This window comes from Salipiger bermudensis (assembly GCF_020171625.1).
In the GTDB taxonomy this organism is placed as follows: Bacteria; Pseudomonadota; Alphaproteobacteria; order Rhodobacterales; family Rhodobacteraceae; genus Salipiger; species Salipiger bermudensis_B.
Window position 1 is genome coordinate 83,492 of sequence record NZ_JAIUZY010000008.1, and the last position, 21,461, is coordinate 104,952.

24 protein-coding genes are annotated in these 21,461 nt (G+C 68.9%); 14 read left to right on the forward strand and 10 right to left on the reverse strand.

The annotated features are described in order from the left end of the window. The first annotated feature begins 22 nt into the window (after positions 1 to 22). A complete protein-coding gene (locus LCM15_RS15075) occupies positions 23 to 1,201 on the forward strand; it encodes a MalY/PatB family protein (protein WP_224857831.1) in 1,179 nt (392 codons plus the stop codon). Positions 1,202 to 1,344: 143 nt separating this feature from the next. On the opposite strand, the gene LCM15_RS15080 is transcribed toward LCM15_RS15075, so the two are convergent. The 6 genes from LCM15_RS15080 to ispH all read right to left on the reverse strand — a co-directional run bounded on the left by LCM15_RS15080 (position 1,345) and on the right by ispH (position 4,813). Beyond that, the gene (locus LCM15_RS15080; protein ID WP_224857832.1) at positions 1,345 to 1,965 is read right to left on the reverse strand and encodes a trimeric intracellular cation channel family protein; all 621 of its coding nucleotides are present in this window, start codon (positions 1,963 to 1,965) and stop codon (positions 1,345 to 1,347) included. 12 nt (positions 1,966 to 1,977) lie between these two features. Next, entirely contained in the window at positions 1,978 to 2,442 is a 465-nt protein-coding gene (rnhA, locus tag LCM15_RS15085) for a ribonuclease HI (RefSeq protein ID WP_224857834.1), read from the reverse strand. Continuing rightward, positions 2,435 to 2,731 (reverse strand): hypothetical protein, encoded by a 297-nt coding sequence (locus LCM15_RS15090; RefSeq protein WP_224857837.1) that lies wholly within the window; start codon positions 2,729 to 2,731, stop codon positions 2,435 to 2,437. The genes rnhA and LCM15_RS15090 overlap by 8 nt, the downstream gene beginning before the upstream one ends. Further along, positions 2,728 to 3,183, reverse strand: a complete 456-nt coding sequence (locus tag LCM15_RS15095) for a DUF3429 domain-containing protein (protein WP_224857839.1) — start codon at positions 3,181 to 3,183, stop codon at positions 2,728 to 2,730. The genes LCM15_RS15090 and LCM15_RS15095 overlap by 4 nt, the downstream gene beginning before the upstream one ends. Further along, on the reverse strand, positions 3,180 to 3,794 hold the full coding sequence (locus tag LCM15_RS15100; RefSeq protein WP_224857841.1) for a LysE family translocator: 615 nt from the start codon (positions 3,792 to 3,794) through the stop codon (positions 3,180 to 3,182). Before LCM15_RS15100 ends, LCM15_RS15095 begins: the two co-directional genes overlap by 4 nt. 71 nt (positions 3,795 to 3,865) lie before the next feature. Next, positions 3,866 to 4,813, reverse strand: coding sequence for a 4-hydroxy-3-methylbut-2-enyl diphosphate reductase (gene ispH / locus LCM15_RS15105; RefSeq protein WP_007793926.1), 948 nt, complete (start codon positions 4,811 to 4,813; stop codon positions 3,866 to 3,868). Positions 4,814 to 4,946: 133 nt separating this feature from the next. Here ispH and LCM15_RS15110 point away from each other — a divergent pair, with 133 nt between their 5' ends. Beyond that, complete coding sequence (locus tag LCM15_RS15110; RefSeq protein WP_224857843.1) at positions 4,947 to 5,414, forward strand: c-type cytochrome; 468 nt, start codon at positions 4,947 to 4,949, stop codon at positions 5,412 to 5,414. A 3-nt stretch (positions 5,415 to 5,417) separates the two neighbouring features. On the opposite strand, the gene LCM15_RS15115 is transcribed toward LCM15_RS15110, so the two are convergent. Next, positions 5,418 to 5,864, reverse strand: coding sequence for a YqaA family protein (locus tag LCM15_RS15115; protein ID WP_224857845.1), 447 nt, complete (start codon positions 5,862 to 5,864; stop codon positions 5,418 to 5,420). A gap of 42 nt (positions 5,865 to 5,906) precedes the next feature. Beyond that, a complete protein-coding gene (locus tag LCM15_RS15120; protein WP_224857847.1) occupies positions 5,907 to 6,482 on the reverse strand; it encodes an NYN domain-containing protein in 576 nt (191 codons plus the stop codon). 145 nt (positions 6,483 to 6,627) lie between these two features. Here LCM15_RS15120 and folK point away from each other — a divergent pair, with 145 nt between their 5' ends. The 5 genes from folK to LCM15_RS15145 all read left to right on the forward strand — a co-directional run bounded on the left by folK (position 6,628) and on the right by LCM15_RS15145 (position 11,429). Next, positions 6,628 to 7,188: a 2-amino-4-hydroxy-6-hydroxymethyldihydropteridine diphosphokinase gene (gene folK / locus LCM15_RS15125; RefSeq protein ID WP_224857849.1), complete on the forward strand. Its 561-nt coding sequence runs from the start codon at positions 6,628 to 6,630 to the stop codon at positions 7,186 to 7,188. Positions 7,189 to 7,267: 79 nt separating this feature from the next. Continuing rightward, on the forward strand, positions 7,268 to 7,621 hold the full coding sequence (gene rpoZ / locus LCM15_RS15130) for a DNA-directed RNA polymerase subunit omega (RefSeq protein ID WP_224857851.1): 354 nt from the start codon (positions 7,268 to 7,270) through the stop codon (positions 7,619 to 7,621). A 37-nt stretch (positions 7,622 to 7,658) separates the two neighbouring features. After that, a complete protein-coding gene (locus LCM15_RS15135) occupies positions 7,659 to 9,797 on the forward strand; it encodes a RelA/SpoT family protein (RefSeq protein ID WP_224857853.1) in 2,139 nt (712 codons plus the stop codon). 79 nt (positions 9,798 to 9,876) lie between these two features. Next, positions 9,877 to 10,530, forward strand: coding sequence for a DUF2062 domain-containing protein (locus LCM15_RS15140; protein WP_224857855.1), 654 nt, complete (start codon positions 9,877 to 9,879; stop codon positions 10,528 to 10,530). 47 nt (positions 10,531 to 10,577) lie between these two features. Beyond that, positions 10,578 to 11,429 (forward strand): DMT family transporter, encoded by an 852-nt coding sequence (locus LCM15_RS15145; RefSeq protein WP_224857857.1) that lies wholly within the window; start codon positions 10,578 to 10,580, stop codon positions 11,427 to 11,429. An 89-nt stretch (positions 11,430 to 11,518) separates the two neighbouring features. Here LCM15_RS15145 and LCM15_RS15150 read toward each other — a convergent pair whose 3' ends face one another. Further along, positions 11,519 to 13,003 carry an ABC transporter substrate-binding protein gene (locus tag LCM15_RS15150; RefSeq protein ID WP_224857859.1) on the reverse strand — a complete coding sequence of 495 codons (1,485 nt, stop codon included), beginning with the start codon at positions 13,001 to 13,003 and terminating at the stop codon, positions 11,519 to 11,521. A gap of 131 nt (positions 13,004 to 13,134) precedes the next feature. Between LCM15_RS15150 and panB the strand changes: the two genes are divergently transcribed. After that, a complete protein-coding gene (panB, locus tag LCM15_RS15155; RefSeq protein WP_224857861.1) occupies positions 13,135 to 13,968 on the forward strand; it encodes a 3-methyl-2-oxobutanoate hydroxymethyltransferase in 834 nt (277 codons plus the stop codon). Then, positions 13,965 to 14,807, forward strand: coding sequence for a pantoate--beta-alanine ligase (gene panC, locus LCM15_RS15160; protein ID WP_224857863.1), 843 nt, complete (start codon positions 13,965 to 13,967; stop codon positions 14,805 to 14,807). The genes panB and panC overlap by 4 nt, the downstream gene beginning before the upstream one ends. A 14-nt stretch (positions 14,808 to 14,821) precedes the next feature. Here panC and LCM15_RS15165 read toward each other — a convergent pair whose 3' ends face one another. Beyond that, positions 14,822 to 15,961 carry an alpha-D-ribose 1-methylphosphonate 5-triphosphate diphosphatase gene (locus tag LCM15_RS15165; RefSeq protein WP_224857865.1) on the reverse strand — a complete coding sequence of 380 codons (1,140 nt, stop codon included), beginning with the start codon at positions 15,959 to 15,961 and terminating at the stop codon, positions 14,822 to 14,824. A gap of 104 nt (positions 15,962 to 16,065) precedes the next feature. Between LCM15_RS15165 and LCM15_RS15170 the strand changes: the two genes are divergently transcribed. The 5 genes from LCM15_RS15170 to LCM15_RS15190 are packed head-to-tail and all read left to right on the forward strand — an operon-like array spanning position 16,066 to position 21,461. Further along, entirely contained in the window at positions 16,066 to 16,509 is a 444-nt protein-coding gene (locus LCM15_RS15170) for an NUDIX domain-containing protein (RefSeq protein WP_224857867.1), read from the forward strand. Between the two features lie 39 nt (positions 16,510 to 16,548). Next, a complete protein-coding gene (locus LCM15_RS15175) occupies positions 16,549 to 17,493 on the forward strand; it encodes an ABC transporter permease (RefSeq protein WP_224857869.1) in 945 nt (314 codons plus the stop codon). Continuing rightward, positions 17,490 to 18,305, forward strand: coding sequence for an ABC transporter permease (locus tag LCM15_RS15180; RefSeq protein ID WP_224857872.1), 816 nt, complete (start codon positions 17,490 to 17,492; stop codon positions 18,303 to 18,305). Before LCM15_RS15175 ends, LCM15_RS15180 begins: the two co-directional genes overlap by 4 nt. Beyond that, positions 18,302 to 20,014: an ABC transporter ATP-binding protein gene (locus LCM15_RS15185; protein ID WP_224857874.1), complete on the forward strand. Its 1,713-nt coding sequence runs from the start codon at positions 18,302 to 18,304 to the stop codon at positions 20,012 to 20,014. Before LCM15_RS15180 ends, LCM15_RS15185 begins: the two co-directional genes overlap by 4 nt. Continuing rightward, positions 19,989 to 21,461 carry an aldehyde dehydrogenase family protein gene (locus LCM15_RS15190; protein ID WP_412103295.1) on the forward strand — a complete coding sequence of 491 codons (1,473 nt, stop codon included), beginning with the start codon at positions 19,989 to 19,991 and terminating at the stop codon, positions 21,459 to 21,461. The genes LCM15_RS15185 and LCM15_RS15190 overlap by 26 nt, the downstream gene beginning before the upstream one ends.

A 21,461-nucleotide genomic window follows, 5' to 3' on the forward strand; every position in this document is an offset into this window, starting at 1 on the left:
CCAAGAGCAAGGACCAAGCCGCATGACCAGCCCCTTCGACGAAGTGATCGACCGCGTCGGCACCCATTCCGCCAAATGGGACAAGATGGAAGACATCTATGGCGTCTCGCCCGAGGGCGGGCTTGCCATGTGGGTCGCGGACATGGATTTCCGCCCGCCGGCCTGCGTTCAGGAGGCGCTGCAGGGGATGCTCGATCACGGCATCTACGGCTATTTCGGCGACGAGAGCGATTATCTCGCCGCGATCCGCTGGTGGATGGCCGAGCGTCACGGCTGGGCGGTCGAGGACGATTGGATCACCACCACGCACGGTCTGGTCAACGGCACCGCGCTCTGCATCGACGCCTATACCGCGCCGGGCGACGGGGTGGTGCTGTTCACGCCGGTCTACCACGCCTTTCACCGGGTCATAAAATCCGCCGGGCGCGAGGTGGTCGAGTGCCCCCTGGTGTTGACCGACGGGCGTTACGAGATGGATTTTGCCGCCTATGACGCGCAGATGACCGGGCGCGAGAAGCTGGTGGTGCTGTGCTCGCCGCACAACCCCGGCGGCCGGGTCTGGAGCCGCGAGGAGCTGCAGCAGGTGGCCGATTTCGTCAAGCGCCACGACCTGATCCTGGTCTCGGACGAGATCCACCACGACCTCGTGATGCCGGGCCAGAAACATGTGCCGATGGCGCTGGTCGATGACAGCATCTCGGACCGGCTGGTGATGCTGAGCGCCACCACCAAGACCTTCAACATCGCGGGCTCGCATACCGGCAACGTGATCATTCCCGACCCGGACCTGCGCAAGCGCTTTACCCAACGCCTCGCCGCGCTGGGCCTGTCGCCGAACAGCTTCGGGCTAGTGATGGCGACCGCGGCCTATTCCCCCGAGGGCGCGGCCTGGGTCGACGAGCTCTGCGCCTATCTCGACGGCAACCGCAAGATCTTCGACGCGGCGGTGGCTGAGATCCCGGGGCTGCGCTCGATGCCGCTCGAGGCGACCTATCTGGCCTGGGTGGATTTCTCGGGCACCGGCATGACGACGGCGGAGTTCACCGCGCGTGTCGAGCGCGAGGCGCGCATCGCCGCCAATCACGGGCCGGTCTTCGGCACCGGGGGCGAGAGCTGGCTGCGCTTCAATCTCGCCACCCCGCGTGCGCGGGTGGAGGAGGCCTGCGACCGGCTCAAGGCAGCCTTTGCCGACCTGCAGTGAGGGATGGCTCGGGGAGAGGAGGGGCGCTGCCCCTCTGGCGCGCAGGCGCGCCATTCACCCCGAGGTATTTTTGAACCAGAGAAGGAGCGGGGGCGGCCTGGCGGTCTCTGCCCGTCTCAGGATAGCGTTCGCGTGGGGCCGGGTCAGCGCCGCGGCGGGCGGCCCTTGTAGATCGGGATGTGCCAGCCGAAGGCCAGCGCGGTGCCGCGCAGCACGAAGGTGAAGATCGCGCCGATCAGCGCCGCCTTGCCGGGCTCGATGCCCGACGCGTGGGCGGCGAGCAGGGCGCCGGCACCGCCGAGCGCGCAGGTCGCGTAGGGCTCGCCCTGTTTGAGCACCAGCGGCACCTCGTTGGCGACGACGTCGCGCATCAGCCCGCCGAAGCAGCCGGTCATCACCCCCATGACGAGGATCACCGGGACCGGGGCGCCCTCGGAAAGCGCGATGCCGGCGCCGGCGGGAACTGCCACCGACAGCGCCACGGCATCGAGCCAGAGAATGGCGCTCTGGCGACTTTCGAGCCGGTGGGCGGTGAAGAACACCGCGATCGCTGCCCCGCAGGCGACGGCGAGATAGGTCGGATCGGCGATCCACAGCACTTCGCGCCGCAGCAGCAGGTCGCGCAGCGTGCCGCCACCGACCCCGGTCAGGCAGGCGAGAAAGGCAAAGCCCACCACGTCGAGCTGGGCGCGGCTTGCGACCAGCGCGCCGGTCAGCGCGAAGATCAGGACGGAGGCGTAATCGAGGAGTTCGAGCGGGCTCATCGCGGCCCGCCCTCAGGCGCCCTTACCGGGCTTGAACGGCGCCATGCCGGCGCGGGCGAGCTCGTCGGCGCGCTCGTTCTCGGGGTGGCCGGCGTGGCCCTTGACCCATTGCCAGGTCACGTCGTGGCGGCGCTGCGCCTCGTCGAGGCGCTGCCACAGCTCGGCGTTCTTCACCGGCTTCTTGGCGGCGGTCTTCCAGCCGTTGCGCTTCCAGCCGTGGATCCAGCCGGTGACGCCGTTCTTCACGTAGGCGCTGTCGGTCACCACGGTGATGCGCGAGGCGCGGGTCAGCGATTCCAGCGCGTTGATCGCCGCCAGAAGCTCCATCCGGTTGTTGGTGGTGTCGGCCTCGCCGCCCTTCAGCTCGCGTTCCTTGACGATCTCCTCGCCATTTTTCGCGCGCATCAGGACGCCCCAGCCGCCGGGGCCGGGATTGCCGGAGCAGGCTCCGTCGGTATATGCAAAAAGATCAGTCATGGGCGAGGACCGATATCCATGTCGAGGCGCTGCCGTCAAGGCCTCGTCCCGTGCCGCGGGTCACGTCACGGAGGGTAAGGCCGACATCGGCCAGAAGGGCGTGCAGGTCGTCCTCGGTGCGGAAGCCGTGGCACCGGCCCGGCTGGTTGCGGCCTGCGCAGGTGGCGTGCTTCGGCGACGGGCCGAGCCGCCCGCCCGGTGCGAGGACGATGTCGGTCGAGAGGGGCTTGAGTTTCGCGTTTGGCGGAGGCTTGGCGCCGTCCCGGGCGCGCGTCTGGTGGTCGCTCACACGAGCACGCCCACCAGCAGGCAGGCGACCACGGCGGCGGTGACCGGCAGGCGCAGGTGCATCCACCATCGTGGCGCGAGCCCCCAGCGCCAGAACTGCCAGTCAAGCGCCAGCAAGCCGAGAAAGCCGAAGATCAGGTTCATCCCGGCAGAGACCGGTCCGCCGCCGGCCATGAAGAAGGCCCAGAGCGCCGGGATTACCGACAGCGCGTAGCACACCGGCGCCTGCCGCGGGTCGGCCTTGGTGGCGAAGCCCCAGAGCACGCCGGACATGAAGGCGAGGATCACCGTGCCGTAGGCCAGCTGCACGTAGGGGCCGACGAAGCGGCCGCCGATGGTGGTGAAGGCAAGCTGGTAGGCGCTGTCGGAGAGCAGGGTCAGCACGCCCCAGAGGAACGGCAGCACGCCCGCCGCGGTCAGCAGGGCGGCGCTGCGGGGGACGGGACCGATCATGCGCGCTCCATCGCGAGGCGCCCGGCGAGCAGGGCGAAGATCGCCGCGAAGGAACGGTTGAGCCAGCGCATGGCGCGTTCGCTGCCCAGCAGCCAGTCGCGGGCGCGGGCGGCGAAGAGGCCGTAGACCACGAAGACCGCGAAGGTCATCGCCATGAACACGCCGCCGAGCAGCATCATCTCGGCCTGCGCGGTGTCGGGCGCCCCGGACAGGAACGGCGGCAACAGCGCGAGGAAGAACAGTGAGAGCTTGGGGTTGAGGATGTTGAGCAGTGCGCCGCGGCGGGCGGTGCGGGGGCCGCTTTCGCGCGTGGGGGCGGCGGTGACCGACAGCGCTCCGGTGGCGCGCAGCGCCTGAAACGCCAGCCACAGCAGGTAGAGCGCGCCGGCGAGCTTGACGGTGGTGAAAAGCACGGTGGAGGTGTGCAGCAGGGCGGAGAGCCCGAGCATCGCGGCGGCGAGGTGCGGCACGATTCCGAAGGTGCAGCCGAGCGCCGCCCAGATCGCGGCGCGACGGCCCTGACCGAGCCCGATCGCGAGCATGTAGATCACCCCGGCACCGGGGGCGAGCACCACGACCAGCGCGGTGAGCAGGAATTGCAGGCTCAGCATGGGATCCTCCCTTGGACGGCGGAAGGGTTTCCCATTCGGGCCGGGCTGTCAACGCCCTGAAAACGCGCGGCTCAGGCCGGCTGCCGCAGCACGCGCGGCACCTTGAACTCGACATTCTCCTGCGCCGTCTCGACCATCTGCACGGTCACGTCGAACCGGTCGCGGAAGGCATCGATGACCTCGTCGATCAGCACCTCGGGGGCCGAGGCGCCCGCGGTGACGCCGACGGACGCGATGCCCTCGAGCGCGCGCCAGTCGATGTTCTCGGCCCGCTGGACCAGCTGGGCGTAGGAGCAGCCGGCCTTGCGGGCGACCTCGACCAGCCGCTTGGAGTTCGACGAGTTCGGCGCGCCCACCACGAGCAGCGCGTCGCAGTCAGGGGCGATGGCCTTGACCGCTTCCTGCCGGTTGGTGGTGGCGTAGCAGATGTCTTCCTTGTGCGGGCCGACGATGGCCGGGAAGCGCGCCTTCAGCGCCGCGACGATGTCGATCGTATCGTCGACCGACAGCGTGGTCTGGGTGACGAAGGCCAGCTGCTCGGGGTCGCGCACCTGCACATGGGCGACGTCCTCGACGGTTTCGACCAGAAGCACCTCGCCCTCGGGCAGCTGGCCCATGGTGCCGATGGTCTCGGGGTGGCCGGCATGGCCGATCATGATCATCTGCAGGCCGTTCTCGTGGTGCCGCGCGGCCTCGATATGGACCTTGGAGACCAGCGGGCAGGTGGCGTCGACATAGACCATCTCGCGCTGCGCGGCCTCGGCCGGGACCGCCTTGGGCACACCGTGGGCGGAGAAGATCACCGGCCGGTCCGGCGGGCAGTCCTCGAGCTCCTCGACGAAGACGGCGCCCTTGTCGCGCAGCCCGTCGACCACGAACTTGTTGTGCACGATCTCGTGCCGCACGTAGACCGGCGCGCCCCATTTCTCGAGCGCCATCTCGACGATCTTGATCGCCCGGTCGACACCGGCGCAAAAGCCGCGCGGGGCGGCGAGGTAGAGGGTGAGCGGATTCTTCATGGGCGTCTCCTGTTCCTCCCGAGGTAATGCCTGCAGGCGCCAACGTCGACCCCTTCGGCACGGCTGACGACGCTGTGACTTGATGCCGACCCGCACGGGTGGAAGAGTTGCGCGGCGTGACGGGGAGGATGAGATGAAGCGGATTGCAATCGGCGCGGGGGCGGTGGCGCTGCTGGCAGGCGGCTGGGCGTGGGCGCAGATGGCGGCAGAGCCGGCGGTCGGGCTGTTCCCCTACACCGACGCTGCGCGCGTCGCGAATGGCGAGCAGCTCTACGCCGAACACTGCGCCGCCTGTCACGGAACGCAGCTCGAGGGGCAACCTGACTGGACCGAGCGCGATGCCGACGGGTTCCTGCCGGCGCCGCCGCACGACGCCACCGGCCATACCTGGCACCACCCCGACGCACAGCTTCTGGCCATCGTCACGCATGGCTCCGAGGCGATGGTGGGCGGCGACTACCGCTCGAACATGATGGGGTTCGGAGACATCCTCAGCGAGACCGAGATCCTCGACGTGATGGCCTACATCAAGAGCACCTGGCCGGAGGAAGTGGTCGAGATCCACAACGACATCAACACCCGCGCCTCGGTTGACCGGTGACGCTCAGCCGCCGCCCATGGTCGCGGCGGTGGCCCATGCCAGCACGATGTAGCGCCCGGTCTTGGCAATGGTCACGAGCGTGAGAAACACCGCCCAGTTGGTCCGCATGACCCCGGCAATCACTGTAAAGGCGTCTCCCAGAGGGGCCCAGCTCAGCAGCAGGGTCCAGACCCCCCAGCGGGCATAGGCCCGCTGCGCCCGAGCCAGCTGCGCCTCGCTGACCGGAAACCAGCGGCGGTGGCGGTAATGTTCGAGCCAGATGCCGAGCACGTAGTTGAGCACCGCGCCGAGGACATTTCCGACGCTTGCGACAAGCACGATGAGCAGCACCGGCGCGGCGTTGCCGAGCTGCAGCCCGACAAAGACGACCTCGGACTGGAAGGGCAGGATCGTGGCGGCGCCGAAGGCCGCCAGAAACAGACCGCCGAGTGCGGCGGCGTCAGTCAGCATGATCGCGGGGCCTCATCCCCATCAGGTCCCGCGCTCACGCTGTCAGGTGCCGCTGCTTGCGACCTCGAAGTTGCGCTCCGCCTGCTGCTCGCGCGGCGGGCGGCCGATGACTTCGCGCAGTTCGTCAAGCTCGATGAAATTGTCGGCTTGGCGGCGAAGCTCGTCGGCGATCATCGGCGGCTGGCTGCGGATGGTCGAAACCACCGACACGCGCACACCCTGCCGTTGAAGGCTTTCCACCAGCGGGCGGAAATCACCGTCCCCCGAGAACAGCACGATATGGTCGACGCGCGGTGCCAGCTCCATGGCATCGACTGTCAGCTCGATATCCATGTTGCCCTTGACCTTCCGGCGGCCCTGGCTGTCGGTGTATTCCTTCGCCGGCTTGGTCACCATGGTGAAGCCGTTGTAGTGCAGCCAGTCCACCAGCGGGCGGATCGGCGAATATTCATCGTTTTCGAGAAGCGCGGTATAATAGAACGCGCGAACCATCTTGCCACGGCGTACAAATTCCTGTCGGAGGAGCTTGTAGTCGATGTCGAAGCCAAGCGCTTTCGCGGCGGCGTAGAGGTTCGACCCATCTATGAACAGCGCGAGCCGTTCGTCCTTGTAAAACATCAAATGTCCTTTCAGCAATGGAACGCACCAATGTCCGTGAGTGTGAATGTGAGTGGTCTGGCGCGCTCGGTCGTCAAAGATTAGGATATTTCGCAGTCAGTACAAGCCGTAACACATAATCCAAAAGGATAGCCCAAACGTGCGAATGGGACAAGAAAAGTTGATTGCCCTCGGCGCGAACCTATCGTCCGCGATTGGCTCTCCTGCGGAAACATTGCGTGCGGCGATCGAGGCACTGTCGGCCTCCGGCGAACGCGTCCTGCGGGTCAGCCGGTTCTTCGCAACGCCGTGCTTTCCGGCGGGGGCCGGGCCGGATTACGTCAACGCCTGCATCGCCGCGTCCGGAGAGGCCTCCGCCGCCGAGCTTCTCGCGCGGATGCATAGAATTGAACATGATTTTGGCCGGGAGCGCGAGCAGAGATGGGGCAGCCGCAGCCTCGACCTCGACCTGTTGGCGCACGGACAGGAGATCGCGCCTGACGCGGCATCGCAGTCGCAATGGCGCGGGCTGAGCCTCGACGAGCAGAAGGTGAGTGCGCCGGAGGAGTTGATACTGCCGCATCCGCGGATGCACGAGCGGGCCTTCGTGCTCGTCCCGTTGTGCGATATCGCACCGGACTGGCGCCATCCCCTGCTCGGGCAAACCGTGCGCGAGCTCTGCGCGGCATTGCCCCAGCAGGCCCGCGATGAGGTCAAGCCTTTATGACCGATCGCCGCTTGTCTTTTGGCCGATGACGCGATAGGGGTTCCCTTTCTGACGGCTAACCCGAATAGGTGATACGCATATGGCCCGCGTGACGGTAGAAGATTGCGTCGACAAGGTCCCGAATCGGTTCGAGCTGGTGATGCTCGCTGCGCACCGTGCGCGCGAAGTTGCATCCGGCAGCCCGATCACGGTCGACCGCGACAACGACAAGAACCCGGTGGTTGCCCTCCGCGAAATCGCCGAGGAAACCCAGTCGGCTGACGAGCTGCGTGAGCGTCTGATCGAGAGCCACCAGACCCAGATCGAGGTCGACGAGCCCGAGGATGACAGCATGGCGCTGCTCATGGGTGCCGAACAGGACAAGCCGGTCGAGGACGACATGTCCGAAGAAAAGCTCCTGCGCGCGCTCATGGAGGCCCAGGGCGAGGGCTGAGGCCCCTGGATGCGGGCCAGGTGAAGGATAGGCGCCCATGATCGCGGCGGAAGACCTGATTGCACTGGTCCGCAACTACAATCCCAAGACCAACGAAAAGCTCATCCGCGCGGCCTACGAGTTTGGCCGCGCGATGCATGACGGGCAGATGCGCCATTCCGGCGAGCCCTATTTCACGCATCCCGTCGCCGTTGCCGCGATTCTGACCGAGCAACAGCTCGACGATGCGACCATCATCACCGCCCTGCTGCACGACACCATCGAGGACACCCGCGCCTCGTGGTCCGACATCGCCGAGCGCTTCGGCGAGGATGTCGCCGATCTGGTCGACGGCGTCACCAAGCTGACCAACCTGCAGCTGTCCAGCTCCGAGACCAAGCAGGCCGAGAACTTCCGCAAGCTGTTCATGGCGATGTCCAAGGACCTGCGGGTGATCCTCGTGAAGCTCGCCGACCGACTGCACAACATGCGAACCATCAAGGCGATGCGCGCCGAGAAGCAGATCCAGAAGGCGCGCGAGACGATGGATATCTATGCGCCGCTGGCCGGTCGCATGGGGATGCAGTGGATGCGCGAGGAACTCGAGGATCTTGCGTTCCGGGTGCTCAACCCCGAGGGCCGCGCCTCGATCATCCGCCGCTTCATCACGCTGCAGAAAGAGGCCGGCGACGTGATCCACCGGATCACCGGCGACATGCGCCACGAGCTCGAGGAGGCCGGCATCGACGCCGAGGTTTTTGGCCGCGCCAAGAAGCCCTACTCGATCTGGCGCAAGATGCAGGAAAAAGGCATGGGCTTCTCCCGCCTGTCCGACATCTACGGCTTTCGCGTCATCACCCGCAACGACATGGACTGCTACGGCGCGCTCGGGGTGATCCACCAGCGCTGGCGCGCAGTGCCGGGGCGGTTCAAGGACTATGTCAGCCAGCCCAAGTCGAACGGCTACCGCTCGATCCACACCACCGTGTCGGGCCGCGACGGCAAGCGCGTCGAGGTGCAGATCCGCACCCGCCAGATGCACGAGGTCGCCGAGACCGGCGTCGCCGCGCACTGGTCCTATCGCGACGGTCAGCGCGCCGAGAACCCGTTCGCCGTCGATCCGGCTCGCTGGATCGCTTCGTTGACCGAACAGTTCGACAGCGAACAGGATCACGACGAGTTCCTCGAGGCGGTCAAGCTCGAGATGTACTCGGACAAGGTGTTCTGCTTCACGCCCAAGGGCGACGTGGTGAAGCTGCCGCGCGGCGCTACGCCGCTTGATTACGCCTATGCCATCCACACCCGCATCGGCTCGGCCTGCGTCGGCGCCAAGGTCGACGGCATCCGCGTGCCGCTCTGGACCCGGCTGAAGAACGGCCAGTCGGTCGAGATCATCACCGCCGAGGGTCAGACCCCGCAGGCGACATGGCTCGACATCGCCACCACCGGCAAGGCGCGCACCGCGATCCGCCGCGCCCTGCGCGAGGCCGGGCGCGAGCGCTTCGTGCGGCTCGGGCACGAGCTGGCGCGTTCGGCCTTCGAGCATGTCGGCAAGAAGGCCACCGACAAGGTGCTCGAGAAGGCGGCCCAGACCCTGCGGCTTGAGGACACGGACGAGCTTCTGGCCCGGCTGGGCAGCGCCGAGCTGACCTCGCGCGAGGTGGTGCACGCGGTCTATCCCGATCTCGGGCCGGCGGACGATGTCGAGGTCGACGCGCATCGCGCTGTGATCGGGCTCGAGCCCGGCACCGGCTTCACCCGGGCGCGCTGCTGCCAGCCCCTGCCCGGCGAGCGCATCATCGGCATCACGCAGCGCGGCAAGGGCGTGTTCGTGCACGCCATCGATTGCGAATCCCTTGCCGCCTACGAGGACCAGCCCGACCGCTGGGTCGATCTGCGCTGGGAGGAGGGCACGCACCCGGCCGCCTATGATGTGAGCCTCGAGCTGACCATCGGCAACGACGCCGGGGTATTGGGTCGGGTTTGCACCTTGATTGGCGAGCGGTTGGCCAATATCTCGGATCTTGTCTTCGTGGACCGGAAGCCGGATTACTTCCGTATCCGGATGGACGTGGAATTCCGCGATGCGGAGCACCTTCACTCGGTGATCTCCGCCCTCGAAGCCGAAAGCGATGTCGCCTCCGTGCACCGCCGGCGAGATTCCTCGCTGACGGCGCTTCCGACGGCGGCGCAGTAAGGGGACGCAACCGGCATCGGTTGTGACTGTAAGGAAACGCGGCCCCACGGGGCTGCGGAGGATTGGACGGGACGGGCCTTTGGTCTTCAAGCGCCGTGACAGACGACCTGTCTGGAGGATACTGGTCGAATTCTTCTGGCCGCGTGGCGGCTGGGGACGTGCGGCGCGGTATATCCAGTACCGCCTGCACCGGCTTCCAGATCCCCCGGAACGCATCGCGCGCGGCGTGTTCGCCGGCGTCTTCACCTCGTTTACCCCGTTCTACGGAATGCACTTCGTCGTCGCGGCGCTGATCGCCAAGACGCTGCGTGGCAACATCATCGCCTCGCTGCTGGGGACGTTCTTCGGCAACCCGCTGACATACGTGCCCATCGCCTTCAGCTCGCTCCAGACAGGCTACTGGTTTCTCGGCATCGACCGGCACGAACCCGACCACAAGTCGGTGCTCGACCGGTTTGCCTATGCCGCCGGCGACCTGTGGCACAACCTCGTGGCGTGGTTCACCGGGGAACCGACCAACTGGACCGAGTTGATCCTGTTCTACGACAAGGTGTTCTATCCCTACCTGATCGGATGCATCCTGCCGGGCATCGTCTCCGGGCTGGTCTGCTACTACCTCACGGTGCCGGTGATCCGCGCCTACCAGAGCCGGCGGCGCGGCGCGCTCAAGGCCAAGCTGGCGGCGCTGAAGAAGAAACAGGGCGACGCGGCGGGCGGCAGCCCCGAGGAGTGAGGCGCGCCCGAAAGACGGCGTGCAGCGGGAGGGGAGGCCCGTGGCCGATGCGACTGTTCCTGCTTGTGGCGCTCACCATGACCGCCTTCGCCGCCAATTCCGTGCTCAACCGCGCAGCTCTCGCCTCGGGCGGCATCGACGCGGTGAGCTTCGGCACGCTGCGTCTGCTCTCGGGCGCGCTGATGCTGGCGGCGCTGGTGTTGGCGCGTGAGGGGCGCCTTCAGCTGGGCGGCGCTGGACGGTTGGCCGGCGTGGCGGGGCTGTTTCTCTACATCTATGGGTTCTCGGCGGCCTATGCGGCGATGCCCGCAGGCCTCGGGGCGTTGCTGCTCTTCGGCATGGTGCAGGTGACGATGTTCGGCGGCAGCGTGGCCGGGGGCGAGCGGGTGCCCGCGCGGCGCTGGCTGGGGGCGGGGCTGGCCTTTGGTGGGCTGGTCTGGCTGCTCTGGCCGGGCGGTCAGGCGGCGCCCAGCCTGCCGCACGCGCTGGCCATGCTGCTCGCGGGCGTCGGCTGGGGCGTCTATTCGCTGGCCGGTCGCAAGGCCGAGGTGGCGCTGGTCTCGACCGCGGCCAATTTCGTGCTCGCGGCGGGGCTGGGGCTCGTGGTGTGGCTGGCGCTTCAGCTTGCGGGGGCGGGCGGCCCGTGGAGCCTTGGCGCGGTGGCGCTGGCAGTGCTCTCGGGCGCGGTGACCTCGGGTCTGGGCTACGCGCTCTGGTACGCGGTGCTGCCGCAGTTGCCGGGCTCGGTCGCCGCCGTGGCGCAGCTCACCGTGCCGGTGATCGCGATGGCGGGCGGCATGGTGTTTCTGGGCGAGGCGCTCACCACCCGCTTCGCGCTCGCCGCCCTGCTGGTGCTGGGCGGCGTGGCGGTCTCGGTGGCGCCGCTGCGGCGGGAGTGAGCGGCGCCGCGACGCCGCTCCGGGGCGGTCTCATGCCTTCCACCAAGCTCCCGCCCCACTGCAACATGTGAACCCGTGGCAACGCGCGCTCACTCCGTCCAGCGCACGCCGGTCAGGTCGGTGGCCTGTGTCGGCTGGTTCTGCCACAGCCCCTCGAGCCGGGCATCGGCCACCGTCGGGAAGGCGAGCTGGAACAGGTAGGCGTTGACGTGGTCTTCGGCGATCACCGTCTGCGCCTGCTTGATCAGCTCCGAGCGCTCTGCCGGGTCCGTGGTCGCGGAGAGGGTGCGCATCAGCTCCTGGAAGGCCGGGTTGTCGTACTGGAAGTAGTAATCGGGCCGGGCATAGATCCCGATGTCGAAGGGCTCGGTATGCGACACGATGGTCAGGCCGAAATCCTTGCCACGGAACACCTCCTCAAGCCACTGCGCCCATTCGAGGTTGGTGATCTGGGTCTCGATCCCCACCTCGCGCAGCTGCGCCGCGATGATCTCGCCGCCGCGCCGGGCATAGGAGGGCGGCGGCAGCTTCAGCGTGGTGGTGAAGCCCTCGGGATAGCCCGCATCCGCCAGCAGCGTCTTGGCAAGCTCCGGGTCGTAGGTCGAAAGCTCGGTGAGGTCTACGTAATCGGGATTGTGCGGCGCGAAGTGAGTGCCGATCGGCGTGCCGTAGCCGAACATCGCCCCGTCGATGATCGCCTGCCGGTCGATGGCGTGGGACAGCGCCTCGCGCACCTTGGGGTCGGAGAAATGCGTGTCGCCGTGGTTCATCGCGAGGATGGTCTCGCCCTCGGTCGAGCCGACAAGCACCTGAAAGCGCGGGTCGGCCTCGAACATCTCGAGGTTCTCGGGGGCCGGGAAGCCGGCAAAGGCGTCGATATCCTGCGCCATCATCGCCGCGAACGCCGCAGTCGGGTCCGAGATGAAGCGGAAGGTCACCGCCTCGAGCGACGGGGCCTCGCCCCAGTAGTCGGGGTTGCGGCTCATCTCGATGCGATCGCCGGTGACCCAGCGCTCGAAGGTGAAGGGGCCGGTGCCCACCGGGGTCTGCTGGATGCCCTCGATGCTCTCGGGGGCCACGATCACCGCGTCGCCCCAGGCCATGTTGGACAGGAACATGCCGTCGGGTTTCGACAGCGTCACCTCGACGGTGCGCGGATCGCCTACCGTCACCTCCGCGATGCCCTCGAACAGCGCTTTCTGGGCGTTGAGGCTGTCTTCCCCGCGCGCCCGGTCGAGGCTGAACTTCACGTCCTCGGCGTCCATCGTGGTGCCGTCATGGAAGGTGACACCGTCGCGCAGCCGGAAGGTGTAGGTCAGCCCGTCCTCCGAGATCTCCCAGCTTTCGGCAAGGCCCGGCACGACCTCGCCGGTCTCGGTGAACCGCGTCAGCCCTTCGAAGACATTGGCATAGAGCACGCTGTCAATGGCGCCGGCGGCGGCCGAGGTCGGGTCGAGATGCGGCGGCTCGAGCTGCAGCGCGATGGTCAGGTCGGTTTGCTGGGCCATCAGCGCCTGCGCCGACAGCAGCAACGCGGCGGCGGCCGGGGCGAGGTAGGACATGGGACGGGACATCTGGCTCTCCGTTGGCGGGCATCGTGTCGAAGTGTGCCCGAATTCCCCGGCGGTGCAAGCACATGCACACTGGAATATAGGGGGGCAGGCTGCTAGACCACGCCAGCCTTGTTGACGAGGAGGAGACGCCAATGAGCGCGACCGCGCGAAAGTCGGCCCCGCTGCCGGACGATATCCGCGCCCGCAAGGGCGGAGCGCCGCTGGTCAGCCTGACCGCCTACACCACGCCGATGGCGCAGATGATGGACGCGCATTGCGATTTCGTCCTCGTCGGTGACAGCGTCGGGATGGTGCTGCACGGGCTTCCCTCGACCCTCGGCGTGACGATGGAGATGATGATCCTGCACGCACAGGCGGTGAAACGCGGCCTCGACCGCGCCATGATGGTCGTCGACATGCCCTTCGGCTCCTACGAGGAAGGCCCCCAGCAGGCGTTCCGCAACGCCGCGCGGCTGATGGCCGAGACCGGCGCCGGGGCGGTGAAGCTCGAGGGCGGCGAGAGCATGGCCGAGACCATCGCCTTCCTGACCGCGCGCGGCATCCCGGTGATGGCGCATGTCGGTCTCACGCCGCAATCGATCAACACGCTCGGCGGCTACAAGGTGCAGGGGCGTGGCGCGGCTGGCGATCGGCTGATGGCGGATGCCCATGCGGTGGCCGGGGCAGGGGCCTTTGCCGTGGTGCTCGAGAAGGTGCCGCAGGGCCTGGCCGATCGGGTGACCGGGGAGCTGCCGATCCCGACCATCGGCATCGGCGCCTCGGCGGGCTGCGACGGGCAGATCCTCGTGGTCGACGACATGCTGGGGCTCTTCACCGCGTTCAAGCCGAAATTCGTCAAGCGCTACGCGAGTCTCGGCGAACAGGCTGAAGCCGCCATCGCGGCCTATGCTGCCGAGGTGCGCGCCCGGACCTTTCCCGCGGACGAGCACGTGTTTGCCGACACTGCCCCGGGAGCAAAGCCATGACCGAGATGCTGCGCACCAAGGCCGAGCTGCGCGACCGGCTCGCGGGCTGGAAGCGCGCCGGCGAGACGGTGGGCGTTGTGCCCACCATGGGCGCGCTTCACGCCGGGCACCTGAGCCTCGTCGAGGCCGCCAAGGCCGAGTGCGACCGGGTGATCGTGACGATCTTCGTGAACCCCAAGCAGTTCAACAGCGCCGCCGATCTCGAGAACTACCCGCGCACCGAGCACGCCGATGCCGAGAAGCTCGCGCCCCATGCGGTCGACGTGATCTACGTGCCCGGGCCCGAGCAGATCTATCCCGAGGGCTTTGCCACCTCGGTGGCGGTGTCGGGCCTGACCGAGGGGCTTTGCGGCGCCTTCCGCCCGGGCCATTTCGACGGCGTGACCACGGTGGTCTCGAAGCTCTTCCTGCAGACCGGCGCGGACCGCGCCTATTTCGGCGAGAAGGACTACCAGCAGCTTCAGGTGGTGCGCCGCATGGCCCGCGACCTCGACATCCCCGTCGAGGTGATCGGCTGCGAGACGGTGCGAGAACCAGACGGGCTGGCGCTGTCCTCGCGCAACGTGCTGCTGCCCGAGGCCACCCGCGCCGCCGCCCCGGTGCTCAACCGCGCCATGGTGGCGATGGCCGAGGGGCTGCGGGCCGGTGCCGATCTCGCGACGCTGACAGCGCAGGCCGAGGCGGCGATCCTCGAAGGTGGCTTCGAGCGGGTCGAGTATCTCGAGCTGCGCGCCGCCGACGGGCTTGCGCCGATGACCACGCTCGACCGCCCGGCGCGGCTGCTGGCCGCCGCATGGCTGGGCGGGGTGCGCCTGATCGACAATATCCCGGTGGGTTGAGGGGCGCCCGGCGCCTAGAGCAGCCGCTCGGCGATCTCGCCCGAGAGCCACGCGATGCGCCCGCCCGCCATGGTCAATACGATGCGGCGGCTGGCGCGATCCATCACCACCAGATCGGCGCGCAGGCCGGGCTCCAGCCTGCCGCGATCCTCGAGCCCCAGGAGCCGCGCCGGCCCCTCAGAGACCATCCGCCACGCCTGCGCCTCGTCGAGCAGGCCCAGCTCGACGCAGCGCCACGCGGCGCGCGCCGGGGCGGGGTAGTGGTAATCCGAGGCCAGCGCATCGCAGAGCCCGAGCCCGATGAGCGCGCTCGCCGCCACGTTGCCGGCATGGCTCGCGCCGCGCACCACGTTGGGCGCGCCGAGCACCACCGCGTCGCCGCCATCGTGCGCCGCCTGCGCCGCCTCCACCGTCTCGGGGAACTCCGACACGCGCACCCCGCGTGCCCGCCACGCCGCGCGCCCCTCGGCGCTGCGGTCGTCGTGGCTGCCCATCCGGCAGGCTCTGGCGGCGAGCCGCGCGCAGAGCGCGTCGAGCGCCTCGGGCACCTCGTCGCCGCGGGCGTGCAGCGCTTGCATCAGCGCCAAGTGCGTCTCGGGCGAGCGACCGGATTTCAGCGCCTGACCGGTGAGCCGCGGCGGCTTGCGCCCCTCGGCGAGCCGCGCGTGCGGCAGGTGGTCGTTGAACACCACGTAGCCGATGCCCCAGCGGTCGATCGCCGCCTCGGCTTGCGCGAAGGCGTCGAGAAAGTGGGTCTCGAGCCGCAGCTGCAGGCGCAGGTCCACCGGCACGGTCGGCGCCACCTCGGCCACCGAGGCGAACACCTCCTCGGCAAACTCCGGCCCGCGCATTCCGCCTTCCCACGACCAGAACTGGGCCAGCATCGCCGTGGTGATGCCGTTCGCGGCCAGCTCGGCGGCGCAGGCCACCATGCCGGCGTCGCGCTCGCGCAGCGCCCCGCGCCGCGGCGCCATGTGGCGCTCGAAGCCGTCGCCATGTGCGTCGACGATGCCCGGCAGGATGTCGTAGCCGCCAAGATCCACCCGCCGCCCCTCGGGCGCATCGCAGATCACGCCCGCGGCCACCGACAGGGGCGCATCACTCCAGCCGCCCGGGCGCATCACGCGGGCATTCTCGAATGTCAGCTCGATCATCGGCAGGCCCTCGTGGCGGGGCAGGGTGGCGGAACGGGTACGCGGGTCATGTGGCGGGGAATACGGCCTTCCCCCGCCGCGCGAAAGGTGCAAATCTCCGCCCCATGTCGACCTCACCCCGCCTCGCCACCCGCGCCGTCATCCTGCACGAAAACCGCCTGCTGCTGGTCAACGCCTGGCCGGGGCAGAAGAGCAATCTGTGGTGCGCCCCCGGTGGCGGTGTCGAGAAGGGCGCCTCGCTGCACGACAACCTCGCCCGCGAGGTGCATGAGGAGACCGGCCTTACCGTGCGCGTGGGCCTGCCCTGTCTCGTCAACGAGTACCATGCCCCCGAGGCCGGCTTTCACCAGGTCGAGCTGTTCTTCCGCTGCGAGATCACCGACGGCGCGCTGTCGGATGACTGGCGTGACCCGGAGGGCGTGGTGCACACCCGCCGCTTCGTCACCCGCGCCGAGATGGCGGGGCTGCGCTACAAGCCAGACAGCCTGCCGAAGGTGGCGTGGGAGACCGGCCCCGGCTACGATCCGCTGGAGCTTCTGGCCTCATGAGCGGCGCGCCCCGACCCGCCGCGGCGCCGTAGGCGCGCCATGCTGGCCTACGCCCTGAAACGGCTGCTCATCCTTGCGATCAGCCTCGCCATCGCCTCGCTGGTGATCTTCCTCGTGGTCGAGGTCGCGCCGGGCGATCCGGCGAGTTTCATGCTGGGGATCAATGCGCGGCCCGACACCGTCGCCGCGCTGCGCGCCGAGCTCGGGCTCGATCTGCCGGTGCACGAGCGCTACCTCGCGTGGGTCTCGGGCATGGTGCAGGGCGATTTCGGCACCTCCTACACCTACCGCGCGCCAGTGGCGCAGATGGTGGCCGAGCGGGTGCAGGTCTCGCTGCCGCTGGCGCTCTACGCGCTGCTGCTCTCGACGCTGATCGCCTTCCCGGCGGGCATCTTCGCCGCCGCACGGCGCGGCAGGGCCGGAGACATGGCGGTGATGGGGGCGACGCAGCTCGGCGTCGCGGTGCCGAATTTCTGGTTCGCCATGCTCCTCGTGCTGCTTTTCGCGCTGAAATTGCGCTGGTTCAGCGCCGGCGGCTTTCCCGGCTGGGAGGAGCCGCTGCAGGGGCTGAAGGCGCTGACCCTGCCGGCGGTGGCGCTGGCCCTGCCACAGGCGGCGATCCTCGCGCGCGTCATGCGCTCGGCGCTGATCGACATCCTGCATGAGGATTTCATCCGCACCGCCCGCGCCAAGGGGCTGTCGCGCCGGCAGGCGCTGTGGCGGCACGGGGTGCGCAACGCGCTCATCCCGGTGCTGACCATCATCGGGCTGCAATTCTCCTTCCTGCTCGCCGGGGCGATCATCATCGAACAGGTGTTCTTCCTGCCCGGCCTCGGGCGGCTAATCTTCCAGGCCATCACCCAGCGCGACCTGATCGTGGTCGAGTCGGTGGTGATGCTGCTGGTCTTCGCGGTGATCGTGGTCACCTTCCTCACCGATCTCGCCTACGCGGCGGTCGACCCGCGCCTGAGGCACCGCCGATGACCCGCAACCTGATCCTTGGCACGCTGCTCACCGCGTTCCTCGTCGGCGCCGCGCTGCTGTCCTTCGTCTGGACCCCGTACCCGACCGACACCGTCGCCATCGCCGAGCGCCTGCAGCCACCCTCGGCGTCGCACTGGCTCGGCACCGACCATTTCGGCCGCGACATGCTGAGCCTCGTGATGGTCGGCGCCCGCACCTCGATCGCCGTGGCGCTGGTGGCGGTGGGCATCGGGCTGGGGCTGGGCGTGCCTCTGGGCCTTGCCGCCGCGGCGCGTTCGGGGGGCTGGCTCGACGAGGCGATCATGCGGATGAACGACCTGATCTTCGCCTTCCCGAGCCTCGTCATCGCGATCCTGATCACGGCCATCTTCGGCCCCGGCGCCACCAACGCCATCATCGCCATCGGCATCTTCAACATCCCGGTCTTCGCCCGTCTGTCGCGCGGCGCCGCGCTGAGCCTGTGGCGGCGCGATTTCATCCTCGCCGCCCGCACTGCCGGCAAGTCGGCACCGCGGATCAGCGCCGAGCACATCCTGCCCAACATCGCCAACCTGCTGATCGTGCAGGGCACTATCCAGTTCTCGCTCGGCATCCTCGCCGAGGCCGGCCTCTCCTACGTGGGCCTCGGCGCGCAGCCCCCGATCCCCTCCTGGGGCCGGATGCTGGCCGACGCCCAGACCATGGTGGCGCTCGCCCCGCATGTGGCCATCATCCCGGGCCTCGCCATCGTCCTGAGCGTGCTCGGCCTCAACCTGCTGGGCGATGGCCTGCGCGACCGGCTCGACCCGAGGCTGGGAGCGGTGCGCAGATGACCCCTTCTCTGGTTTCCAAATACCTCGGGGAGCGCGAGGGGCAGCGCCCCTCGCCCCTGTCGGACCGGACGCAGTCCGGTTCGAAACCCCTGCTCGAACTCGACGCCCTCTCGGTCGCGATTCACGGCCAGCCCATCCTCCGGAACCTCGACCTAACCATCGCGCCCGGCGAGATCGTGGCGCTGACCGGCGAATCGGGCTCCGGCAAGTCGATGACCGCGCTCGCCGCCATGGGCCTGCTGCCACATGGCGCAGAGATGTCGGGCGCGCTGCGCCTCGACGGTCGCGATCACGGCCAGCTCTCCGAGCGCCGGCTCTGTGCCATCCGCGGTCGCGAGATCGGCATGATCTTCCAAGAGCCAATGACCGCGCTCAACCCGGTGCAGCGCATCGGACAGCAGGTGGCCGAGACCATCCTCGTGCACAGGGCCATGCCGCGCGCCGCCGCCCGCGCCCGCGCCGCCGAGGTGCTCGCCCGCGTCGGCCTGCCGCCCGATCGCGTGCCGCCCAGCCGCTACCCGCACGAGCTTTCGGGCGGGCAGCGCCAGCGCGTCGTCATCGCCATGGCCATCGCCCTGCGCCCGAAGCTCCTGATCGCCGACGAGCCCACCACCGCGCTCGACGTGACCACGCAGGCGCAGATCCTCGCGCTGCTGCGCGACCTCGTGCGCGAGGAGGGCATGGCGCTGATGATGATCACCCACGATCTCGCAGTGGTCGCCGAGATGGCCGACCGCATCGCGGTGATGAAGTCGGGCGAGATCGTCGAGCAGGGCGAAACCGCGCGCCTCTTCGCAGAGATGCGCCATCCCTACACCCGCCAGCTCTTCGAGGCCTCGCGCCACCGCGCCGATCTGCCCGCGCCGCGGCCCGACGGGCCGCTGCTGCGGGTCGAGGCCGTCACGCGCCACTATCCCGGCCCGCGCGCCGGGCTGTTCCGCCCCGGTCCGCCGCACGTCGCGGTGAACGGCGTCAGCTTCGAGGTCGCCCGGGGCGAGCGGGTCGGGCTGGTGGGCGAGTCGGGCTGCGGCAAGTCCACGTTGGCACGCACCATTCTCGGGCTCGAGCCGGTGCAGGCGGGCGCCATCACCCTCGACGGGGCGCCGGTCTATCGCCACGGCAAGCCCGACCGCGCCGTGCGCCGCCGGGTGCAGGTGGTGTTTCAGGACCCCTACGGCTCGTTCAACCCGCGCCACCGCGTGGGGCGCCTGATCGCCGAGCCGTTCCACCTGCTCGACGACCCGCCGCGCGGCCCGGAGCGCGCCGACGCCGTCGCGCGCGCGCTCATCGACGTTGGGCTGAAGCCCGAACATGCCGAGCAGCACATCCATGCCTTCTCGGGCGGCCAGCGCCAGCGCATCGCCATCGCCCGCGCCCTGATCATCCGACCCGAGCTGGTGATCTTCGACGAAGCGGTCTCGGCGCTCGACGTGCGGGTGCGGGCGCAGATCCTCGACCTGATCGCGGATCTGTCGCGGCAATATGGGCTGACCTACCTGTTCATCTCTCACGATCTCAGCGTGGTGCGCGGCATCACCGACCGGGTGCTCGTCATGCGCAATGGCGAGATCGTCGAGGCCGGGGCAACCGAGACGGTGTTTGACACCCCCGCTCACGGGTATACCAAATCCTTGCTGGCTGCCGCACCATCCCTGCCGCAGCCACCGGGAGGAGGACATGCGGATGACCGGGAGCCTGACGCGCGGTGACGCGCATCTGAACCTTGCGCGCGACAGCGCGCAGATGTTGATCGGCGGCGAGTGGCGCGACAGCGCCGGCACGCTGCCCATCGTGAACCCCTCGACCGGAGAGGAGATCGGCCGCATCGCCCGCGGCACTGCGACGGATATCGACGCGGCGGTCGCGGCTGCGCAGGCGGCGCTCGAGGGCGACTGGGGCCGCATGACGGCGCTCGAGCGCGGGCGGATCCTGACCCGGCTCTCGGCGCTGGTGCTCGAGCACGTGGACGCGCTGGCCGCGCTCGAGGCGATGGATGTCGGCAAGCCGCTGACGCAGGCCCGCGCCGACGCCGTGGCGCTGGCACGGTACTGCGAGTTCTACGGTGGTGCTGCCGACAAGGTACACGGCGCCACCATCCCCTATCTCGACGGCTACACGGTCTATACCCTGCGCGAGCCGCACGGGGTGACCGGCCATATCGTGCCGTGGAACTACCCGATGCAGATCATCGGGCGCTCGGTCGGGGCGGCGCTGACCATGGGCAACGCCTGCGTGCTGAAACCGGCCGAGGATGCCTGCCTCACGGCGCTGGCCTTTGCCCGGCTGGCGCAGCAGGCGGGGCTGCCGCCGGGTGCGCTCAACGTGGTGCCGGGGCTGGGGTCCGAGGCCGGTGCGGCGCTCTCGGCCCATCCCGGCATTCAGCATCTGAGCTTCACCGGCTCCGTCGGCACCGGCGCCGCCGTGCAACAGGCGGCGGGCGCCAACGTGGTGCCGGTCACGCTCGAGCTTGGCGGCAAGTCGCCGCAGCTCGTCTTCGCCGATGCCGACCTCGATGCCGCGCTGCCCTTCCTCGTCAATGCCGGGCTTCAGAACGCCGGGCAGACCTGTTCGGCCGCGTCGCGCATCCTTGTCGAGCGCCCGGTTCTTTCCGAGGTCAGCCGCCGCATGGCCGAGGCCTACGCGGGGAAACTAGTCGGCCCGGCGCTGGACGATCCCGATGTCGGCCCGCTGATCAACGCCACCCAGAAGGCGCGGGTCGAGGGCTATCTGGCGCAAGGCGCCGACCTGCCGCTGCTGGCCCGCGCCCGGCTCGCCGAGGGCCTGCCCGAGGGCGGCACCTACGTGCAGCCGGCGCTGTTCGGCCCGGTGCCCGCGGATCACGTTCTGGCGCAGGTCGAGGTGTTTGGCCCCGTGCAGGTCATCGTGCCCTTCGACAGCGAGGACGAGGCGGTGCGGATCGCCAACGGCACCGATTACGGCCTCGTGGCCAGCGTCTGGACCCGCGACGGAGCACGACAGATGCAGCTCGCCAAGAAGCTGCGCGCCGGGCAGGTGTTTCTCAACAATTACGGTGCGGGGGGCGGGGTGGAGCTGCCGTTCGGCGGCGTCGGCAAGTCGGGGCACGGGCGCGAGAAAGGCTTCGAGGCGCTCTACGGTTTCTCAGTGCTCAAGACCGTCGCCGCGCATCACGGCTGA

Bases quoted from the DNA above. Each gene is read 5' to 3' on its own strand.
- LCM15_RS15115 (WP_224857845.1), bottom strand. From the start codon at position 5,864: ATGCTGACTGACGCCGCCGCACTCGGCGGTCTGTTTCTGGCGGCCTTC.
- LCM15_RS15080 (WP_224857832.1), bottom strand. From the start codon at position 1,965: ATGAGCCCGCTCGAACTCCTCGATTACGCCTCCGTCCTGATCTTCGCG.
- LCM15_RS15120 (WP_224857847.1), bottom strand. From the start codon at position 6,482: ATGTTTTACAAGGACGAACGGCTCGCGCTGTTCATAGATGGGTCGAAC.
- LCM15_RS15135 (WP_224857853.1), top strand. From the start codon at position 7,659: ATGATCGCGGCGGAAGACCTGATTGCACTGGTCCGCAACTACAATCCC.
- LCM15_RS15165 (WP_224857865.1), bottom strand. From the start codon at position 15,961: ATGATCGAGCTGACATTCGAGAATGCCCGCGTGATGCGCCCGGGCGGC.
- LCM15_RS15110 (WP_224857843.1), top strand. From the start codon at position 4,947: ATGAAGCGGATTGCAATCGGCGCGGGGGCGGTGGCGCTGCTGGCAGGC.
- LCM15_RS15185 (WP_224857874.1), top strand. From the start codon at position 18,302: ATGACCCCTTCTCTGGTTTCCAAATACCTCGGGGAGCGCGAGGGGCAG.
- LCM15_RS15190 (WP_412103295.1), top strand. From the start codon at position 19,989: ATGACCGGGAGCCTGACGCGCGGTGACGCGCATCTGAACCTTGCGCGC.
- panB (WP_224857861.1), top strand. From the start codon at position 13,135: ATGAGCGCGACCGCGCGAAAGTCGGCCCCGCTGCCGGACGATATCCGC.
- LCM15_RS15100 (WP_224857841.1), bottom strand. From the start codon at position 3,794: ATGCTGAGCCTGCAATTCCTGCTCACCGCGCTGGTCGTGGTGCTCGCC.
- LCM15_RS15150 (WP_224857859.1), bottom strand. From the start codon at position 13,003: ATGTCCCGTCCCATGTCCTACCTCGCCCCGGCCGCCGCCGCGTTGCTG.
- LCM15_RS15170 (WP_224857867.1), top strand. From the start codon at position 16,066: ATGTCGACCTCACCCCGCCTCGCCACCCGCGCCGTCATCCTGCACGAA.
- LCM15_RS15095 (WP_224857839.1), bottom strand. From the start codon at position 3,183: ATGATCGGTCCCGTCCCCCGCAGCGCCGCCCTGCTGACCGCGGCGGGC.
- LCM15_RS15075 (WP_224857831.1), top strand. From the start codon at position 23: ATGACCAGCCCCTTCGACGAAGTGATCGACCGCGTCGGCACCCATTCC.
- panC (WP_224857863.1), top strand. From the start codon at position 13,965: ATGACCGAGATGCTGCGCACCAAGGCCGAGCTGCGCGACCGGCTCGCG.
- LCM15_RS15175 (WP_224857869.1), top strand. From the start codon at position 16,549: ATGCTGGCCTACGCCCTGAAACGGCTGCTCATCCTTGCGATCAGCCTC.
- LCM15_RS15145 (WP_224857857.1), top strand. From the start codon at position 10,578: ATGCGACTGTTCCTGCTTGTGGCGCTCACCATGACCGCCTTCGCCGCC.
- ispH (WP_007793926.1), bottom strand. From the start codon at position 4,813: ATGAAGAATCCGCTCACCCTCTACCTCGCCGCCCCGCGCGGCTTTTGC.
- folK (WP_224857849.1), top strand. From the start codon at position 6,628: ATGGGACAAGAAAAGTTGATTGCCCTCGGCGCGAACCTATCGTCCGCG.
- LCM15_RS15180 (WP_224857872.1), top strand. From the start codon at position 17,490: ATGACCCGCAACCTGATCCTTGGCACGCTGCTCACCGCGTTCCTCGTC.
- rnhA (WP_224857834.1), bottom strand. From the start codon at position 2,442: ATGACTGATCTTTTTGCATATACCGACGGAGCCTGCTCCGGCAATCCC.
- rpoZ (WP_224857851.1), top strand. From the start codon at position 7,268: ATGGCCCGCGTGACGGTAGAAGATTGCGTCGACAAGGTCCCGAATCGG.